Source organism: Burkholderia sp. AU17457, from assembly GCF_002223255.1.
Lineage (GTDB): Bacteria > Pseudomonadota > Gammaproteobacteria > Burkholderiales > Burkholderiaceae > Burkholderia > Burkholderia sola.
Map to the genome: position 1 here is coordinate 125,500 of NZ_NKFB01000003.1, position 18,525 is coordinate 144,024.

At 66.5% G+C, this 18,525-nt stretch carries 15 protein-coding genes and 1 other RNA gene; 12 read left to right on the forward strand and 4 right to left on the reverse strand.

Annotated features, from left to right (window positions below; translation table 11 throughout):
• The first annotated feature begins 117 nt into the window (after window positions 1-117).
• From CFB49_RS02935 to CFB49_RS02960, 6 genes are all read left to right on the forward strand, one after another.
• Window positions 118-1,083, forward strand: a complete 966-nt coding sequence (locus tag CFB49_RS02935; protein ID WP_089490668.1) for a LysR substrate-binding domain-containing protein — start codon at window positions 118-120, stop codon at window positions 1,081-1,083.
• A 277-nt stretch (window positions 1,084-1,360) separates the two neighbouring features.
• Complete coding sequence (locus tag CFB49_RS02940) at window positions 1,361-2,647, forward strand: Glu/Leu/Phe/Val family dehydrogenase (protein WP_027807464.1); 1,287 nt, start codon at window positions 1,361-1,363, stop codon at window positions 2,645-2,647.
• A gap of 262 nt (window positions 2,648-2,909) precedes the next feature.
• Complete coding sequence (locus tag CFB49_RS02945) at window positions 2,910-3,803, forward strand: glutamate/aspartate ABC transporter substrate-binding protein (protein ID WP_069616755.1); 894 nt, start codon at window positions 2,910-2,912, stop codon at window positions 3,801-3,803.
• 84 nt (window positions 3,804-3,887) lie between these two features.
• Window positions 3,888-4,628 (forward strand): amino acid ABC transporter permease, encoded by a 741-nt coding sequence (locus CFB49_RS02950; protein ID WP_069616754.1) that lies wholly within the window; start codon window positions 3,888-3,890, stop codon window positions 4,626-4,628.
• Window positions 4,628-5,305 (forward strand): glutamate/aspartate ABC transporter permease GltK, encoded by a 678-nt coding sequence (gltK, locus tag CFB49_RS02955; protein ID WP_059581074.1) that lies wholly within the window; start codon window positions 4,628-4,630, stop codon window positions 5,303-5,305. Before CFB49_RS02950 ends, gltK begins: the two co-directional genes overlap by 1 nt.
• Window positions 5,302-6,027, forward strand: a complete 726-nt coding sequence (locus tag CFB49_RS02960; RefSeq protein WP_069616753.1) for an amino acid ABC transporter ATP-binding protein — start codon at window positions 5,302-5,304, stop codon at window positions 6,025-6,027. Before gltK ends, CFB49_RS02960 begins: the two co-directional genes overlap by 4 nt.
• Window positions 6,028-6,108: 81 nt before the next feature.
• Here CFB49_RS02960 and CFB49_RS02965 read toward each other — a convergent pair whose 3' ends face one another.
• Window positions 6,109-11,388: an autotransporter outer membrane beta-barrel domain-containing protein gene (locus CFB49_RS02965; protein ID WP_089490669.1), complete on the reverse strand. Its 5,280-nt coding sequence runs from the start codon at window positions 11,386-11,388 to the stop codon at window positions 6,109-6,111.
• A gap of 612 nt (window positions 11,389-12,000) precedes the next feature.
• Complete coding sequence (locus CFB49_RS02970) at window positions 12,001-12,915, reverse strand: class II glutamine amidotransferase (protein WP_069616751.1); 915 nt, start codon at window positions 12,913-12,915, stop codon at window positions 12,001-12,003.
• Between the two features lie 203 nt (window positions 12,916-13,118).
• Here CFB49_RS02970 and pyrC point away from each other — a divergent pair, with 203 nt between their 5' ends.
• The 3 genes from pyrC (at window position 13,119) to rnpB (ending at window position 15,494) form a co-directional block, all read left to right on the forward strand.
• Window positions 13,119-14,183: a dihydroorotase gene (pyrC, locus tag CFB49_RS02975; protein WP_069616750.1), complete on the forward strand. Its 1,065-nt coding sequence runs from the start codon at window positions 13,119-13,121 to the stop codon at window positions 14,181-14,183.
• Complete coding sequence (locus tag CFB49_RS02980; protein WP_089490670.1) at window positions 14,180-15,070, forward strand: DUF3025 domain-containing protein; 891 nt, start codon at window positions 14,180-14,182, stop codon at window positions 15,068-15,070. The genes pyrC and CFB49_RS02980 overlap by 4 nt, the downstream gene beginning before the upstream one ends.
• A gap of 12 nt (window positions 15,071-15,082) precedes the next feature.
• Window positions 15,083-15,494: RNase P RNA component class A (gene rnpB / locus CFB49_RS02985), an RNA gene on the forward strand.
• 65 nt (window positions 15,495-15,559) lie between these two features.
• On the opposite strand, the gene CFB49_RS02990 is transcribed toward rnpB, so the two are convergent.
• A complete protein-coding gene (locus tag CFB49_RS02990; RefSeq protein WP_074801272.1) occupies window positions 15,560-16,024 on the reverse strand; it encodes an OsmC family protein in 465 nt (154 codons plus the stop codon).
• Between the two features lie 415 nt (window positions 16,025-16,439).
• Entirely contained in the window at window positions 16,440-16,742 is a 303-nt protein-coding gene (locus CFB49_RS02995; protein ID WP_069616748.1) for a DUF1090 family protein, read from the reverse strand.
• Between the two features lie 310 nt (window positions 16,743-17,052).
• Between CFB49_RS02995 and rplM the strand changes: the two genes are divergently transcribed.
• From rplM to erpA, 3 genes are all read left to right on the forward strand, one after another.
• Window positions 17,053-17,481 (forward strand): 50S ribosomal protein L13, encoded by a 429-nt coding sequence (gene rplM, locus CFB49_RS03000; RefSeq protein ID WP_009687896.1) that lies wholly within the window; start codon window positions 17,053-17,055, stop codon window positions 17,479-17,481.
• A gap of 10 nt (window positions 17,482-17,491) precedes the next feature.
• On the forward strand, window positions 17,492-17,884 hold the full coding sequence (gene rpsI / locus CFB49_RS03005; RefSeq protein ID WP_006476904.1) for a 30S ribosomal protein S9: 393 nt from the start codon (window positions 17,492-17,494) through the stop codon (window positions 17,882-17,884).
• Window positions 17,885-18,101: 217 nt separating this feature from the next.
• A complete protein-coding gene (erpA, locus tag CFB49_RS03010) occupies window positions 18,102-18,473 on the forward strand; it encodes an iron-sulfur cluster insertion protein ErpA (RefSeq protein ID WP_034187117.1) in 372 nt (123 codons plus the stop codon).
• Window positions 18,474-18,525 lie beyond the last annotated feature (52 nt).

Consider the following 18,525-nt stretch of genomic DNA (forward strand, 5'->3'; position numbering starts at 1 on the left):
GGCGAGCCGGCGATCGCCCGCGCAGGCTCGCCGGCCCGCGCGCCGAGCCGCCGGCCGGGCCCGCCCGCCGGTAGAATGCAGGCTTCTTCCCGACCGCCGCCCGCCGCGCCCGCCTGCATGGAACTGAAATGGCTCGAAGACTTCGTCTCGCTCGCGGAAACGCGCAGCTTTAGCCGGTCGGCCGAGCTGCGGCACGTGTCGCAGCCGGCGTTTTCGCGGCGCATCCAGGCGCTCGAGGCATGGCTCGCGACCGAGCTGATCGATCGTTCGGTCTATCCGACGCGGCTCACGCAGGCCGGCCAGATCTTCTACGAGCAGGCGCTGACGATGCTGTCGCAGGCGCACGAGGCGCGCACACTGTTGCGCGGCCACGTCGGCACGCCGGTGCCGACGATCGAATTCGCGGTGCCCCACACGCTGTCGCTCACGTATTTTCCGCGCTGGCTCGAGCGGATCGAGGCGAAGATGGGCCAGGTCCACACGCGGCTGCGTGCGCTGAACGTGCACGACGCGGTGCTGTCGCTCGTCGAGGGCGGCTGCGATCTCGTGATGGGCTACCACCACCCGAGCCACCCGGTCGCGCTCGACCCGGCCCGCTACGACATGCTTGTCCTCGGCAGCGAGCCGATCAGCCCGTTCTCGGCACCCGGCCGCGCGGGCCGGCCGCGCCATACGCTGCCGGGCACGGCCGATGCGCGCGTGCCGTACCTGTCGTATACGCCGAACGCGTATCTCGGCCGGATGACCGAAGTCATCGTCGCGAACGCGCCCACGCGGCTGTTCCTCGACCGCGTGTACGAAACCGACATGGCCGAAGGGCTGAAGGCGATGGCGCTCGCGGGCCACGGCGTCGCGTTCCTGCCGCACAGCGCGGTCGAGGACGCGGTCGCGGGCGGCCGGCTGATCCGTCTCGACCGGTCGGTGCGCGGCGGCGCGCATCCGTTCACGCTGACGATGGATATCCGGCTGTACTGCGACAAGCTCGCGCTGCAGGGCGACGATCCGCGGCAGAAGCTCGTGCGTGCGCTGTGGGACGTCGTGCGCGACGAACTGCGCGAGACCGCCGGCGATACTCCCGGTTAACCGCCGGCGGTTAATCCGGCCGATCGGCCCGCCCGGCTGACGGCGGGCCTCCCGGCGCCGGTCGGCCCGCCGTCCGGCGGCCGGCCTGCGCCGGTCCAAGCCGGTTTTCCACGAACGCGATGCCTGCCCGATCGCGGGCGTTCTTGCGCAAATCGACCGCGGATTTGCGGAAAATCGCGATCATGCAAGAAACGCATAATCGAATAATCAAACGGCATTGGATAAAAAAAACGGGTTTTTCGACAATGTGCGCAATCCGTTGAACGTTGGAGCTTCCATGTCTTCGCAACAGCAGTCCATCCCGTCCTACCTGCACGCCGACGATCTCGGCCCGTGGGGCAACTACCTTCAGCAGGTCGATCGCGTCGCGCCGTACCTCGGTTCGCTGTCGCGCTGGCTCGAAACGCTGAAGCGTCCGAAGCGCATCCTGATCGTCGACTGCCCCATCGAGCTCGACAACGGCACCGTCGCGCACTTCGAAGGCTATCGCGTGCAGCACAACGTGTCGCGCGGCCCGGGCAAGGGCGGCGTGCGCTACCACCAGGACGTGACGCTGTCGGAAGTGATGGCGCTGTCGGCATGGATGTCGGTGAAGAACGCGGCCGTGAACGTGCCGTACGGCGGTGCGAAGGGCGGCATCCGCGTCGACCCGCGCAAGCTGTCGCGTGGTGAGCTCGAGCGCGTGACGCGCCGCTACACCAGCGAAATCGGCATCATCATCGGGCCGAACACCGACATTCCGGCGCCGGATGTCAACACCAACGAACAGGTGATGGCGTGGATGATGGACACGTACTCGATGAACCAGGGCCAGACGTCGACCGGCGTCGTGACCGGCAAGCCGATCGCGCTCGGCGGTTCGCTCGGCCGCAAGGAAGCGACGGGCCGCGGCGTGTTCGTCGTCGGCTCGGAAGCGGCGAAGAAGAAGGGCCTCGAAATCGAAGGCGCGCGCATCGCGGTGCAGGGCTTCGGCAACGTCGGCGGCATCGCGGCGAAGCTGTTCCAGGAAGCGGGCGCGAAGGTGATCGCGGTGCAGGATCACACGGGCACGATCTATCAGCCGGCCGGCCTCGATTCGAACAAGCTGCTCGACCACGTCGCCCGCACGGGCGGCGTCGCGGGCTTCGAAGGCGCGGAACCGATGCCGAACGACGAGTTCTGGACGGTCGAGACCGACATCCTGATCCCGGCGGCGCTGGAAAACCAGATCACCGAGAAGAACGCGGCGAAGATCCGTACGAAGATCATCGTCGAAGGCGCGAACGGCCCGACGACGACCGCGGCGGACGACATCCTGAGCGCGAACGGCGTGCTCGTGATCCCCGACGTGATCGCGAACGCCGGTGGCGTGACCGTGTCGTACTTCGAGTGGGTGCAGGATTTCTCGAGCTTCTTCTGGACGGAAGACGAAATCAACCATCGTCTCGAGCGCGTGATGCGCGAAGCGTTCGCCGGCGTGTGGGCGGTCGCGGAAGAGCACAAGGTGACGGTGCGTACGGCGGCGTTCATCGTCGCGTGCAAGCGCATCCTGATGGCGCGCGAAATGCGCGGCCTCTACCCCTGATGGGGCGTCCCTGATGGGGCGTCCCTAACCGGGCGTCCCTGATCGTCGACGATGACCGATTCATGACGCAATCCACCCGATTGCGGATGTGAACCCTCGCGGGCGGTGCCGAATCCGGCACCGCCCGCGCGCGCATCTGGAGCGTCCGGAGCCGGGAGGACGGCTTCGCACAGGGCGATTCGTAGTGCGGTAAACAACCAGTACTTTCAAAAATATTACTTTGATACACTGGCGCGGGTTTTAGCCAAGGAGATGACCAAAAATGAAATACCACAAGGCAGTCCTGATGGTGGCGGCGCTTTGCGCGTTCGCAAGCGGCGCGTACGCTCAGGAGACGGGCACGCTGAAGAAGATCAAGGACACGGGCGTGATCGCGCTGGGCCACCGCGAATCGTCGATTCCGTTCTCCTATTACGACCAGAACCAGCAGGTGGTCGGCTATTCGCGCGAGTTCCAGCTGAAGATCGTCGACGCGGTGAAGAAGAAGCTGAACCTGCCGAACCTGCAGGTGAAGAACATCCCCGTCACGTCGCAGAACCGCATCCCGCTCGTGCAGAACGGCACGGTCGACATCGAGTGCGGCTCGACGACCAACAACCTCGAGCGTCAGCAGCAAGCCGCGTTCTCCGACACGATCTTCGTGATCGGCACGCGCCTGATGACGAAGAAGGATTCGGGCGTCAAGGATTTCGCCGACCTGAAGGGCAAGACGGTCGTGACGACCGCCGGCACGACGTCGGAGCGCCTGCTGCGCAAGATGAACAACGACAAGCAGCTCGGCATGAACATCATCAGCGCGAAGGATCACGGCGATTCGTTCAACACGCTGGAATCGGGCCGCGCGGTCGCGTTCATGATGGATGACGCGCTGCTCGCGGGCGAGCGCGCGAAGGCGAAGCAGCCGGGCGAATGGGTGATCGTCGGCACGCCGCAATCGGAAGAAGCTTACGGCTGCATGATGCGCAAGGGCGACGCCGACTTCAAGAAGGTCGTCGACGACGCGATCTCGCAAGTCGAGAAGTCGGGCGAAGCCGCGAAGATCTACGCGAAGTGGTTCGAGAACCCGATCCCGCCGAAGGGGCTGAACCTGAACTTCCCGCTGTCCGAGTCGATGAAGAAGCTGTACGCGAACCCGAACGACAAGGCGCTCGACTGACCACACGGCCGTTGATGCAGAAATGACGCTAATGAGACGGAAGAGGCCACGCTTCTTCCGTTTCTTTTTGCTGGAGTCTTGCCCATGTCTTACCACTGGAACTGGGGCATCTTTCTGAGCCCCGTGTCGACCGGCGAGCCGACGACTTATTTCGGATGGCTGATGTCCGGCTTCTGGGTGACGATCGAAGTGTCGCTCGTCGCCTGGGTCATCGCGCTGATCGTCGGGTCGCTGTTCGGCGTGCTGCGCACCGTGCCGAACAAGTGGCTCGCCGCGATCGGCACCGTGTACGTGTCGATCTTCCGGAACATCCCGCTGATCGTGCAGTTCTTCGTCTGGTATCTCGTGATACCCGAGTTGCTGCCCGCATCGATCGGCACCTGGATCAAGCAGTTGCCGCCCGGCACGCAGTTCTTTACCGCGTCGATCGTCTGTCTCGGCCTGTTTACCGGCGCGCGCGTGTGCGAACAGGTGCGCTCGGGCATCAACGCGCTGCCGAAGGGCCAGCGCGCGGCCGGCCTCGCGATGGGCTTCACGCAATGGCAGACGTATCGCTACGTGCTGCTGCCCGTCGCGTACCGGATCATCGTGCCGCCGCTCACGTCGGAATTCCTGAACATCTTCAAGAACTCCGCCGTCGCATCGACGATCGGCCTGCTCGACCTGTCCGCGCAGGCGCGCCAGCTCGTCGACTACACCGCGCAGACCTACGAGTCGTTCATCGCCGTGACGCTCGCGTACGTGGTCATCAACCTCGTCGTGATGGCGTTCATGCGCTGGATCGAAGGCCGTACGCGGCTGCCCGGCTACATCGGAGGCAAGTGATGCATCAGTTCGACTGGAGTAGTATTCCCGGCGCGCTGCCGACGCTGTGGTCGGGCGCGATCGTCACGTTCAAGATCACGCTGATCGCGATCGTGGTCGGGATCGTCTGGGGCACGCTGCTGGCGCTGCTGCGGCTGTCCGGCGTGAAGCCGCTCGCGTGGTTCGCGAAAGCGTACGTGACGGTGTTCCGCTCGATCCCGCTCGTGATGGTGCTGCTGTGGTTCTTCCTGATCGTGCCGCAGGTGCTGCAGGGCGTGCTCGGGCTGTCGCCGACGATCGACATCCGCCTTGCATCGGCGATGGTCGCGTTCTCGTTGTTCGAAGCCGCGTATTATTCCGAGATCATCCGCGCCGGCATCCAGGCGGTGCCGCGCGGGCAGGTGAATGCCGCGTTCGCGCTCGGCATGAACTACGCGCAGGCGATGCGCCTCGTGATCCTGCCGCAGGCGTTCCGCGCGATGGTGCCGCTGCTGCTCACGCAGGCGATCGTCCTGTTCCAGGATACGTCGCTCGTGTACGTGATCAGTCTCGCGGACTTCTTCCGCACGGCCGCCAACATCGGCGATCGCGACGGCACGACCGTCGAGATGGTCCTGTTCGCCGGCGCATGCTATTTCGTGATTTGCTCGTTGGCGTCTGCTCTCGTCAAGGGTCTCCAGAAAAAGGTCACAAGATGATTTCCATCAAGAACGTTTCGAAGTGGTACGGCCAGTTTCAGGTCCTCGCCGAATGCACGACCGAGGTCAAGAAAGGCGAAGTGGTCGTCGTGTGCGGCCCGTCGGGCTCCGGCAAGTCGACGCTGATCAAGACCGTAAACGGCCTGGAGCCGTTCCAGCAGGGCGAGATCCTCGTGAACGGCCAGTCGGTCGGCGACAAGAAGACGAACCTGTCGAAGCTGCGCTCGAAGGTCGGGATGGTGTTCCAGCATTTCGAGCTGTTTCCGCACCTGTCGATCACCGAGAACCTGACGCTCGCGCAGATCAAGGTGCTCGGCCGCGGCAAGGACGAAGCGGCGGAGAAGGGCATGAAGCTGCTCGATCGCGTCGGCCTGAAGGCGCATGCGCACAAGTTTCCGGGCCAGTTGTCGGGCGGCCAGCAGCAGCGTGTCGCGATCGCGCGCGCGCTGTCGATGGACCCGATCGCGATGCTGTTCGACGAGCCGACGTCCGCGCTCGATCCCGAGATGATCAACGAAGTGCTCGACGTGATGGTCGAACTCGCGCAGGAAGGGATGACGATGATGGTCGTCACGCACGAGATGGGCTTCGCGAAGAAGGTCGCGCACCGCGTGATCTTCATGGACAAGGGCGCGATCGTCGAGGACGACCGCAAGGACGATTTCTTCTCGAATCCGAAATCGGAACGCGCGAAGGACTTCCTCGCGAAGATCCTGCACTGAGCGTTCGCGCATCTTGCGCACGCCCATGCGAAAACCGCCCGGCATGCAGCCGGGCGGTTTTTTTTCGTCCGCCGCCGGCCGTTACCAGCTGTACCGGTAGCCGACCTGCCCGACGATCCCGCGCCGGTAATCGCCGCCGATGTTGCGCGCGATCTTCGCATTCGCGTACAGCTCGCCCGACTTGCCGAAGCCGGCGGTCACGCCGACGCCGAGCTCGTACCAGGTGCGCCCGAGATGCGTCGCGAACGGCGTGCCGCCGACGACGGTCTGCCCCGGCGACAGGAAGTCGTGCAGCACGTCGGCGGTGAAGTACGGCGTCGCGGTGCCGCCGCCCGCGCTCGACTGGAGGTTCGGCCGGAAGATGCGCACGCCGATGCGGCCGCGCAGCGCGTTGGTCGTCGTACCCGATACGGCCGACACGTTGTCGTTGAACCCGTTCAGCTTCAGATACTGATACATCAGTTGCGCCTGCGGCTCGACCGCGACCGGCAACGCGCCGATCGCGAACGGCTTGCCGACTTCCTGCGACAGTGCGACGCCGAAGCCGTTCTGCGACGCCTCGTTGCCGTAGCTGTCGCGATAGCGGTTGCCATAGTGCGTGACCTGCCCGACGCTGTCGAAGTAGGTGCCGTCGGACAGGTAGCGCGTCCAGTAGCCGCCGACGCTCTGCGCGTGCATCTCGACCGAGCCCGTCGACGTCGACAGGTTGGGCGAGCCCGCACGCGCCATGTCGCTGAAGCTCGCGTTCGACACGCCGATGCTGGCCGTCACGCCCGCATGCGTGCTGCCGGCGCCGTTGGGCGTCTGGTCGACAGTCCAGTCCTTGCCGAACTGCGCGAAGAACGTACGTTCGTCGGCCGAGAAACGGCCCGCGTTCGCATCGAGGCTCTGGCCGCCGATGCGCCCCCACACGCCGTCGCGATTGCCGGGCTGCTGCTTCTCGACGTTGTAGATGTCGCCGACGCGCTCGTGCAGCTTGCCGAGCGTCGAGAAGCCGTAGTCGGCGTTCAAGAGCGGCGTCATCGCGTAGCCGGAGACGCCCGGACGATACGCGAGCGTACCGCCGTTGCCGTTGCCGTCGATGCCGCCGTCGCCGCCGCCGGACGGGCGGATCGGGCCGCCGGGGTCGGTCTGGTCGAGCTGCGAACGCAGGTACCAGCCGTTCGCATCGCCTTGCCCGCCGCGATAGAGCCGGTACTCGTACGCGCCCGCTTGCACCGGGCCCGCGAGATGGAACGCCGACGCGGCGGTCGTGCCGCCGTTGGCCGTGACGACCACCGGAATCCCGTCGCCGGTCGTCTGCGCGCCGGTGCCGGCCGTGTTGGCGATCTTCAGGCCGGTCGTGCCGCTTGCCGCGCCGCCGTTCACGATCAGCCGGTCGGTCGGCGACGCGTCGGCGCCGAGATACGTGTTCAGCGCGATCGTGCCGCCGTTGCCGACGTAGCCGCCGGTCGTCAGCGTCTTGTAGCTGCCGGTCAACGTCGGCGAGCCGGTCGGCGCGGCGAACGCGACGAGGCCCGCGTTGTTCAGGCTGCTCAGTACCGAGCTGCCCGTCATGCGCCACGTGCTCGTGCCGTCGACCGTCAGCGCGACCGGGTCGATCTTCCCGGTCAGCGTCGTGCCGTTCGCGAGGAACACGTTGCCCGTGCTCGACGCGTCGGAAACGATGTCGCCCGCGAGGTTCACCGCCGATGCATTGAACGTCACGTTGCTGCCGTTCGCGAGGTTCAGCAGCGTGCCGTTGCCCGCGGTGACGACCGTACCGTTGCGCACCGCGATGTCGGCCGTGCCGCCGCGCGCGGCGAAGGCCGGCCCGGCGGCGGACGTCACGCTGCCGCCGTCGACGAGCACCGAGCTGGTCGCGCCGTTCGAGAGCGTGTCGGACGTCAGTACGCCGGCCGTCGCGCCCGTGAGCGCCGTGCCGGTCAACGCGAGCACGCCGCCGCTGTTCGCGGTTGCGCCGTTGCCGGCCGCGCTCGCGAGCGACGAACCCGTATCGGCGATGCGGCCGCCGTTTTGCGCGACGATGCCGTCGGCCGCGGCACCCGATGCGGAAATCTTCGCGCCCGACAGCAGGGCCATCGCGCCGCCGTCCATGACGATCGCATGGGCGTTCGTGCCGGTCGTCGCGACGGTCGTTCCGTTGGCCGCGAGCGTGGAATCGGCCCCCGACACGAACAGGCCGCGCGCGTCGGCGCCGCTCGTGCGCACGACCGTGGCCGCGTCGGCCGCGATGCGCGCGCCGGCGCCGGTCGACGTGACGCCGGCGGCGCCGTTGCCGGTCGTGGCGATCTGCGTGCCGGACAGCGCGATCGTTGCATTCGCACCGAGGTTGCGGATCCCGCTGCCCGCGCCGCCGACCGCGATCGACGTCGCGCCGGCCGCGATACCGCCGCCGGTGACGGTCGAGTCGATCAGCACGCCGTCGGCGCTGCCGTTCGCGATGACGGTGCCGGCGCCCGACAGCGCGACCGATGCGCCGGCGCCCGTCAGGCGTACGCCCGCGAGGCCGTCGTCGGCTTCGATGGAACCCGCATTGGCGAGTATGGCCGACGCACCCTGCACGAGCGCGCCCGTACCGTTGGCGACGCGGATCGTCGACGCGTTGTTTACCGTGCCCAGCGTGCCGGCCACGACGCCCGTCGAGCCCGCGCCGGTCAGCAGCACGGTGCTGCGGTTCTCCAGCGTGCCGAGGTTCTGCGCGATGAAACCGGTCACGCCGGCGGTCGACGACGTGACGGCGGCATGGTTGGTCAGCGTCGTCGCGACCGGCGCGCCGGCGTTCGCACCGGCGAGGTCGTGCGCCTGGCCGTCGACGATGCCCGCGGTCGCGCCGGCCGCGTTCAGGTCGATCGTCGCACCCGCGTCGATCGTGCCCTTCGCGCCGCCTTCCACGGCGATCGCGACGCCGTTCGTGCCATTGACGTGGTAGACCGCGTTGCCGGTCGACAGCGTGGTGCCGGCGTCGGTCGCGAGTACGCCGCGTGAGCGCTGGCCGTTGACGTCGGTCGTCAGCGTGCCGGCCGCCGACGCGCCCGTGTAGGCCGCGCCGCCCGCGACGCGGAACAGCGTCGAGTCGTCGGTGTCGACGCTCAGGTGCTGCGCGGCGACGTTGATTTTCGAACCTGCGCCGTATGCGTAGAAGCCGATCTGGTTCGTGCCGGACCTGAAGGCCGGCACCGCGTTCGCGCCGACGTCGATCGTCGCGCCCGAGCGTGCATGCACGCCGATCGCGCCGGTGCCGGTCAGGTTCAGCGCACCGTCGAGCGCGGCCTTCGCGAGCGGCCCTTCGGCCCAGACGCCGTAGTTGCGCGTGTCCGACGCGGGGTCGAGGCCGCCGGCCACGTCGATCGTGCCGGTCGACGTGGCAGTCGTCGCGTTCGTGCCGGTGCCGACGACCATGATGCCGATGCCGTTCACGCCATTCAGCGTGATCGTGCCCGTGTTGGTCACGGTCGCGGCGGTGTCGGCCGCGAGCATGCCGACGTTGGCGAGCGGCGTGCCGGGCGCGGCGCCGTTGACGACGATCGCGCCCGCGTTGGTCAGCGTGCCGGAAGCGGAGCCGATGCTCGCCAGCGCGGCGCCATTCTGCGTCTGCGAGCCGATCACGACCGTGCCGAGGTTGCTGGCGGTGCCCGACGCGCCGAGCAGGATGCCGTACGCATGCGCGGACAGCGCGACGTCGTTTGCCGCTTCGGGGGACGTGGCGTCGTACTGCGCGGCGCGGCCGAGATAGATCGCGCCGCCGGCTTCGTTCGTGAAGCTGCCGCCGGCCACGAGGCCGCCGATCACCTGGCTGTCGAGCGTCGTCGCGTTGACGCCGACGTTGATCGTGCCGGCGTTCGACGCGCGCGCGCCGTCCGTCGCGGCCACCGCGTAGTTCTGCAGGTCGGGCCGGTTGCCGTCGAGCGTCCATGCGCCGACGTTCATCACGCCGTGGTTCGCGAACGTGGTGCCCGAGCCGCTCGCGTACACGCCGTTGCCCTCGGTGTACGCGTGGAAGCCGAAATTGTCGGGTGGCGTGCTGCCGCTCGTGTCGACGTTGTTGCCGGACGCGTAGCCGGACGAGATCACGCCGTTGTTGACGCCGCTCGCGCCGCTCAGGAGGCGTACCAGCGTGAAGTCGCCCGACAAGCGCCCGTCGTTGACGAAGTGCGCGCCGTTTTCCGCGAGCACGGCCGAGCTCGATTCGATCGTGTTGGTGCCGCGGAAGTCGATCTGGCCGTCCTTGCCGATGTGCAGCGTCGCGTTCGCGCCCGCGCCGTGCATCACTGACAGGTGATCGATCGGCAGCGTGTTCTTGTCGCCGGCGGATACGTTGTTCGCGTACTGGAAGGTTTGCCGCGAGAACGTGACCGCCTGGCCGAACGCGGTGTCGTAGGCGGCCTGCGAGCCGAGCGCGCCGCTCTGGACCGAGCGCACGAGAAAGTCGTTGTAGGCGGCGAGCGAGGCGGCGTCGGTGACGGTCCAGCGACTGCCGTCGAACGCGGTGAAGGTGCCCGTGTAGGCCGGCACGTCGAGCTGGAGCTGGCCGACCGGGCCGCCGCTGGCGAGATAGTCGCCGGTGCCGAGCCAGATCTGGTTGCGGGAATTCCAGTTGACGACGCTTTTTGCCACTCCGGTGCCGTCCGCAAAGGTCAGGTCGGTCTGCTTCGGTGCGATCGAGATCGCGTTGCCGGTCGCGTCGGGCGCATTCGCGGAATGGCCGATCGACACGTTCAGCGTGCCGCCGGTGCCGTCGACGGTGCCGATCCGCGTGTTCACGTACTGGCCGCCGTTCACGTCGTGATACACGGGCACGTTGGCCGCGCCGGCCGTCGATGCGGCGAATTCGGCCGAGTTGTAGGTGGCGACCGACGTGTGGGTGGCCGTGATCGAGTCGGGCGTGCTGACGCTTTGCGTCTTGCCGCCGAGCGAGATCAGCGGCTGGTTCGGGTTACCCGACACGATGGTCGCGCTGCCGAGCGGCGTCAGCGTATAGCCCGGGTCGCCGGGGGCGCCCGTCCATGCGCCTGTCACGCCGACCGTGTCGCCGCCCGACACGGTCGTGGCGCCGGCCAGGTTGTCGTTGACGGTCGGGCTGAAACTGCCGAGTGCGCAGGTGCTGCCGCTCGCGGCGGCCGCGCCGTCGCCGCAGGTCGAAGCGTCCGCAACGCCGGTCGACAGCGCGGCCAGTGCGGCCCCGACCGCCGCGACGCGCAACGGCGAGCGGCGTGCCACGCGGTCCGCTGCCCCGTGCGCCGTGCGCTGACTCGAGCCCGATTCGCTGCCCGAGCGCTTGCCGCGCGCCCGAACCGTTTCCGCCACCGCGACCCAGCAGCCCGCGGCGTCGCTCCATATCGATCGAAATGAGTGATTCACGACATACCCCTCTTTCTTCTTTTTGAAGTGGCATTCGCCGCGATCCGGCGAATTCGCATTCCGCGGTGGGGAAATGATCCGAAGGGGCGTGCGGCGGCTATGGCTGCGTGTCGCGCCAATCGTGTTTCGTTACACCGAGGATGGGGCGAGTCTACTGATTCGGGTGGTCGTCGATTATCGAGAAAGGGGAAACTGTAATGATGCGAACCGTAATGCGTGGTATTTTTGATTTGTGTGGTTGATCGAACCGAAAGCCTTGGTGGTGGCGGTTTGGAGCGGATTTCGTTAAAAGCCGGGAGGGCTGCGGGAGTTTGTGGGATAGCGCACGGTTCCAGCGGATGAGGCGCGATAAAATGCGGGCCCGGGATTTTTTTGTTTTAATTGACGGTTATTTCGTTCGCTTCGTCTTTTACTTATTTTCACTTGTAAATTAATAAAATCAAGCGAATGTTGCGAGACGTCGAGCCATTGCGCAGGGCGGTGGTCGAAATGAAACCGTATCGGCCGGAGCGGGGCGATTTGCGCCGATGACTGATGTCGTCGGACGCATCGTACGACGCACGCGCGGCAAGCAGGAAGGGAGCAGGAAGCAGACGCGGCCGATGCCGCGCTTCAGAAATCGATCGCGTCGTCGGAATCGCCGTCGGCCGCGGTGGCGAGCGCTTCGCGCATCACCGTGCGCGGCGCGGACGCCGACGCGTCGAGCGACGGGTTGCGCAGCTTCTCGAGCACGCGCTCGGGCACCGGAATCTGCATCCGCGCGGCGACGTCGCCGCACTGGAACATGATCAACTCGCCCGGCTCGAATGCGGTCCAGACTTCGTTGTCGGTGAGCGGCTGCGTCGCGATCACCGCGACGCGATCCTCGGGCGTCGTGTATTTCGCGAAGTCGATCGACAGGTCTTCGTCGACGAGATGCGCGGTCGAGAACGGCCAGCGCCGCACGAGGTAGTGCAGCCGCGTCGAGCAGTGCGCGAAGAGCGCCTGGCCGTTCGACATCAGGAAATTGAACACGCCGTGATCGGTGATGCCGCGCGTCAGTTCGCCGACCCGCTCGAACAGCTCGGGCAGCGGCGGCTGCGCGCCGGGAAAGGCCTCGCGCAGCCCCTGCATCAGCACGCAGAACGCCTGCTCGCTGTCGGTCGTGCCGACCGGATGGTAGACGCTGCCGTCCATGTCCGGCGCGTAGTCCTGCAGGTCGCCGTTATGCGCGAAGATCCAGTGCCGGCCCCACAGTTCGCGCATGAACGGATGGCTGTTCTCGAGCAGGATGTGCCCTTGCGTCGCCTTGCGGATGTGCGCGATCGTGTTCTTGGACTTGATCGGGTAGCGCTTCACCATTTCGGCGATCGGCGACGTGGCCGATGCCTGGTGATCGATGAAGAGGCGACACGCCTTGTCTTCGAAGAACGCGATGCCCCAGCCGTCGGCATGGTGATCGGTGAGCCCGCCCCGGGCCGCGAAACCTGTGAAGGAGAATGTGACGTCCGTCGGCGCGGCGCAGTTCATTCCAAGGAGTTGGCACATTTTACGTGGGGCGGCAGGCTGAAGCAGAGGTAACGAACCGGGCGAACCCCGGTACAATGCGCTTCTAGCATATCACCGAGCCCTGAGCGGTAAAAAGCGGATTCCGCTGGCCAAAGGCCCCGTGTTGCGGTTTGCCGTCAATCGGCCCGCGCACGCGCGTTCCGGCCCCGCCGATCGCAAGCCCGTTCTTCACGACGCCTCCTATGACTGCCTCGAACGCTTCCTCCCCGGCGACGCTTTCGCTCGCCCGTCCCGACGACTGGCACCTGCACCTGCGCGACGGCGACATGCTCGCCGCCGTGCTGCCGCACACCGCCCGCCAGTTCGGCCGCGCCATCGTGATGCCGAACCTGAAGCCGCCGGTCACGACCACCGCGCAGGCGCAGGCCTATCGCGCGCGCATCCTCGCCGCGCTGCCGGCCGGGATGACGTTCGAACCGCTGATGACGCTGTACCTGACCGACAACACGCCGCCCGACGAAATCCGCCGCGCGCGCGAAAGCGGTTTCGTGCACGGCGTGAAGCTGTACCCGGCAGGCGCTACGACGAATTCCGACCATGGCGTCACCGATCTCGCGAAGTGCGCGAAGACGCTCGAGGCGATGCAGGAAACCGGCATGCCGCTGCTCGTGCACGGCGAGGTGACCGATGCGTCGATCGACCTGTTTGACCGTGAAAAGGTGTTCATCGACCGCGTGATGACGCCGCTGCGCCGCGATTTCCCGGGCCTGAAGGTCGTGTTCGAGCACATCACGACGAAGGACGCGGCCGACTACGTGCGCGATGCCGACGCGGCGCCCGGCCTGCTCGGCGCGACGATCACCGCGCATCACCTGCTGTACAACCGCAACGCGCTGTTCGTCGGGGGGATTCGCCCGCATTACTACTGTCTGCCGGTGCTGAAGCGCGAGACGCATCGCGTGGCGCTGGTCGAGGCCGCGACGTCGGGCAACCCGCGCTTCTTCCTCGGCACCGACAGCGCGCCGCATGCGCGCGGCGTGAAGGAAGCCGCGTGCGGCTGCGCGGGCTGCTACACGGCGCTGCACGCGCTCGAGCTGTACGCGGAAGCATTCGACACCGCCGGCGCGCTCGACAAGCTGGAAGGGTTCGCGAGCTTCTTCGGCGCCGATTTCTACGGGCTGCCGCGCAGCGCCGAGACGGTCACGCTGCGCCGCGAGGCGTGGGAACTGCCGCGCGAGATCTTCGCGGGCGATACGCCGGTCGTGCCGCTGCGCGGCGGCGAGACGATCGGCTGGAAACTCGCGTGAGCTGCGCGCCGCCGCGCGAACCCGGCCCCGCGGCCGGTCGTGCGGCGGCGGATTTCGCGCGGATCGACTGGTCCGCGCCGTGGCTCGCGCCTTACCGGGCGCCGGGCCGCGCATGGCAGGCGGCCGCCCGTGCGGGCGAGGCCGCGCTGCTCGATGCGTTGAACGGCGCGTTCGCCGGTGTGTCGCCAGGCGGCGATCGCGTCACCGGTCGCGGCAGGCCGCTGCGCTTCGTGCCGCAGGCCGAGCTGCCGTCCGGCATCGCGTACGAGACCCATATTGCGGACACCGGCTGCGTGCCGACCCGCCACAATCTTCACGACTTCTTCAATGCGCTCGTCTGGTTCGCCTACCCGCGCACCAAGGCCGCGCTGAACGCGCGCCAGGCCGCCGCGATCGACGCGGCGGGCGGCGTCGGCCCCGTGCGGGGCGCGTTGCGCGATGCGCTCACGTTGTTCGACGAGAACGCGGCGCTGTTCGTCACCGCCGACCGTGTGCTCGCCGACGCGCTGCGCGGCTTCGACTGGCCGCGGCTGCTGGTGGCCGCGCGCGATGCGTGGGGCACGCGTTGCGAAGCGCGGCTGGTCGGCCATGCGCTGCTCGAACAGCTCGTCGCTCCCTACAAGTCCTGCACCGCGCACGCGTGGATCGTCGACGTGGGCGCCGACTATTTTTCGTGGTCCGACGCGCAACGGCGCGCGCATGTCGACGCGCGGATCGCCGCCGAACTGACGACGCGCCCGCTGACGAGTCGCGATTTCGCGCCGCTGCCGGTGCTCGGCGTGCCGGGCTGGTGCGCGGCGAACGCCGACGCCGCGTTCTACGACGATCCGGCCGTGTTTCGCCGCGGCCGCCGCTCGCGCGCTGCCGACGGCGGCGCGCAGTGCTAGAATGCGCGTCGCAAAGCAGGCCAGGCAGTCGCGGCCTCGCCGCCTTCGGGCGCGCGGGGGCGAGGAAAGTCCGGACTCCACAGGGCAGGGTGATGGCTAACGGCCATCCGTGGCGACACGCGGAACAGGGCAACAGAAAGCAAACCGCCGATGGCCCGGCGCAAGCCGGGATCAGGTAAGGGTGAAACGGTGCGGTAAGAGCGCACCGCGGCGACGGCGACGTCCGCCGGCACGGTAACCTCCACCCGGAGCAATTCCAAGTAGGCAGGCGCGCATTTTCGGATGCAGGACGGGGCCCCCGTCTCGTCTGCGGGTAGGAAGCTTGAGCGCGTCAGCAATGGCGCGCCTAGAGGAATGGCTGCCACGCGTTGCGCGCTTCGGCGCGCAGCGTGCACAGAATCCGGCTTATCGGCCTGCTTTGCCGTTCGAATGCGAAAGGGCCGGCGCTCCCTGCGGAGCGCCGGCCCTTTTTTCATGCGCGCTGTGCGATCAGGCGGCGACGATGTCGAACGAATGCGTGAGTTCGGCCGTCTTCGCGATCATGATCGACGCGGAGCAATACTTGTCGTGCGACAGGTTGATCGCGCGCTCGACCGTGGCCGGGTTCAGGTTGCGGCCGGTGACCGTGAAGTGGAAGTGCACCTTCGTGAACACCTTCGGATCTTCGCTCGCGCGTTCCGCCTTCAGCGTGACCGAGCAGCCGCTCACTTCCTGGCGGCTCTTCTTCAGGATCAGCACGACGTCATAAGCCGTGCAGCCGCCGGTGCCGAGCAGCACCATCTCCATCGGACGCGGCGCGAGGTTGTGGCCGCCGCCTTCGGGCGCGCCGTCCATCGTGACGAGGTGCCCGCTGCCGGTCTCGGCGGAAAACGCCATGCCGTCCTGGCCCATCCAGCTTACTTTGCATTCCATGCTTGCGCTCCAGCGTTGCCTGATTCGAATTCGATCCGGCATTGTAGCCCGCGGCGCAACGGTCGGCTGATGCGCTGCACGACGAGCAACGCCGGCGCCGAGCAAGCGGCGCGGCGAGCGGCGCTTTCCCTGCCGAATTTAGGGGTTTTGCTCTAGATGCTGGCGGTTCCAGGTCGTGTGTGATGCACTTATGTAATTGATTTTAAATAAAAATCCATTCTTGTCGGCGGCTTGGTTGCGATCCCGTATCGTGGGAGTTGATTTCGCAATGCAAATTTTCTTGTGGAGTCGGGCGGGCATTCGTATAATGAGCCACATTGGTTGTCGCGCTGCGGCAACCTCCGAATGTCTCCTCCACCCTCCTCCTGAGGTGGATTAAGCCCGAACCAGCCGTTCGGGCTTTTTTTCGTCCCATGCAAACATCGGCGCGCGGCTTGCGCGCGCCGGCACCGCGCCGTCACGCGGGCTGTCGCGCGGCCGGTTGCGACGTTGCGTCCGGCGGCGTGCCGCGCGCGCCGGCATCGGTCGCGGGCGCGGCGGCGGCCGACGCATGGCCGTGGCCGCGTGCGCAGAAATGGCGGACGCGTTCGCGCACGGCGCGCAGGCGCACGATGCGGTCTTCGGCATGGGCGGTTCGGGCTTCGGCGATGCGCGCATCGAGCGCGTCGAGCTTGGCTTCGCAGCCGGAGGCGGCGACGGCGGGCGCCGCGGCGGCCAGCAGGGCGGCCGCGACGAAGGGCGTAAGTCGTTGTTTCATCATGCTGGTTTGTTGTTTTTCGGGTTTGGCCGGTCTGGCGCGGCAAGGTCATGTGCCGCGCGTCGATGGGTGCCGCCCCAGGCGCTCGGTTCGCCTGGCTTGTCGGGGCACGACCGGATTTTGGCCCATTTCGGCCGCCGCGAACACGGGGCGTGGATTCTCTTTGACCACGCAGCCGTATTTCCTTTATAATTCAGGGCTTTTCCGCATTCATGCCCACGGAAAAAGAACAGGGAGAGCCTGCACCGCGCCTCGAAGCGCACACAGACAAGCAGGAAGAACACATCGGGCAAAGCATTTTTTTGGATCGATCATGAAGACGTTTTCCGCAAAAGCCCATGAGGTGACGCGCGAATGGTACGTGATTGACGCGACGGATAAGGTTCTCGGCCGTGTTGCCAGCGAAGTGGCACGCCGTCTGCGCGGCAAGCACAAGCCTGAGTTCACCCCGCACGTCGACACTGGTGATTTCATCATCATCATCAACGCGAGCAAGTTGAAGGTCACGGGCAACAAGACGCTGGACAAGAAGTACTACCGTCACTCGGGCTACCCGGGCGGTATCTATGAAACGACGTTCGGCAAGATGCAGGAACGCTTCCCGGGCCGCGCGCTCGAGAAGGCGGTCAAGGGCATGCTGCCGAAGGGCCCGCTCGGCTACGCGATGATCAAGAAGCTGAAGGTCTACGCAGAAGCGACGCATCCGCACTCGGCTCAACAGCCGAAGGCGCTCGAGATCTAAGGGGACCCACATGATCGGTAACTGGAACTACGGTACGGGCCGTCGCAAGAGCGCAGTCGCACGTGTCTTCATCAAGGCTGGCAAGGGCGACATCATCGTCAACGGCAAGCCCATCGCTGACTACTTCTCGCGCGAAACGTCGCTGATGATCGTGCGTCAACCGCTGGAACTCACGAACCACGGCCAGACGTTCGACATCAAGGTGAACGTCAACGGCGGCGGCGAAACGGGTCAGGCAGGCGCAGTGCGCCACGGCATCACCCGTGCACTGATCGACTACGATGCGACGCTGAAGCCGTCGCTGTCGAGCGCAGGCTTCGTCACGCGCGATGCGCGTGAAGTCGAGCGTAAGAAGGTCGGTCTGCGCAAGGCACGCCGCGCAAAGCAGTTCTCGAAGCGTTAATCCCGCTTCATGGCCTCGCCGCTTTCGGGCGGCGTCCGCCGGAAAAAACCGCCAGCTTTCACGCTGGCGGTTTTTTTATGTCCGCTTCCGGGCCGCTGGGGCGGCCCCGGCGCGGGCGCGTTTGACGAAATCGACAAGAACCTATTGATTTCATGGACTTCAGCACGATCTTCTGATCGGCCCTACAATAGCGGCTAAAGCTTTTTGGAGAGTTCGAATGAACGCTGTTACCGAATCCGCAGCAACGACGACCGATATGCCGCTGCCGTTCGTCTTCACCGACGCCGCGGCCGACAAGGTCAAGCAACTGATCGACGAAGAGGGCAATCCCGACCTCAAGCTGCGCGTGTTCGTGCAGGGTGGCGGCTGTTCCGGCTTCCAGTATGGCTTCACGTTCGACGAGGAAGTCAACGAGGACGACACCGTGATGGACAAGAACGGCGTCCAGCTGCTGATCGACTCGATGAGCTACCAGTACCTGGTCGGCGCCGAGATCGACTACAAGGACGACCTCAACGGCGCCCAGTTCGTGATCAAGAACCCGAACGCGACCACGACCTGCGGGTGCGGTTCGTCGTTCTCGGTCTGAGCGCACGGCAGATCCGCGCCGGTTCGCCGGAATGAAAAACGGGGCTTCATGC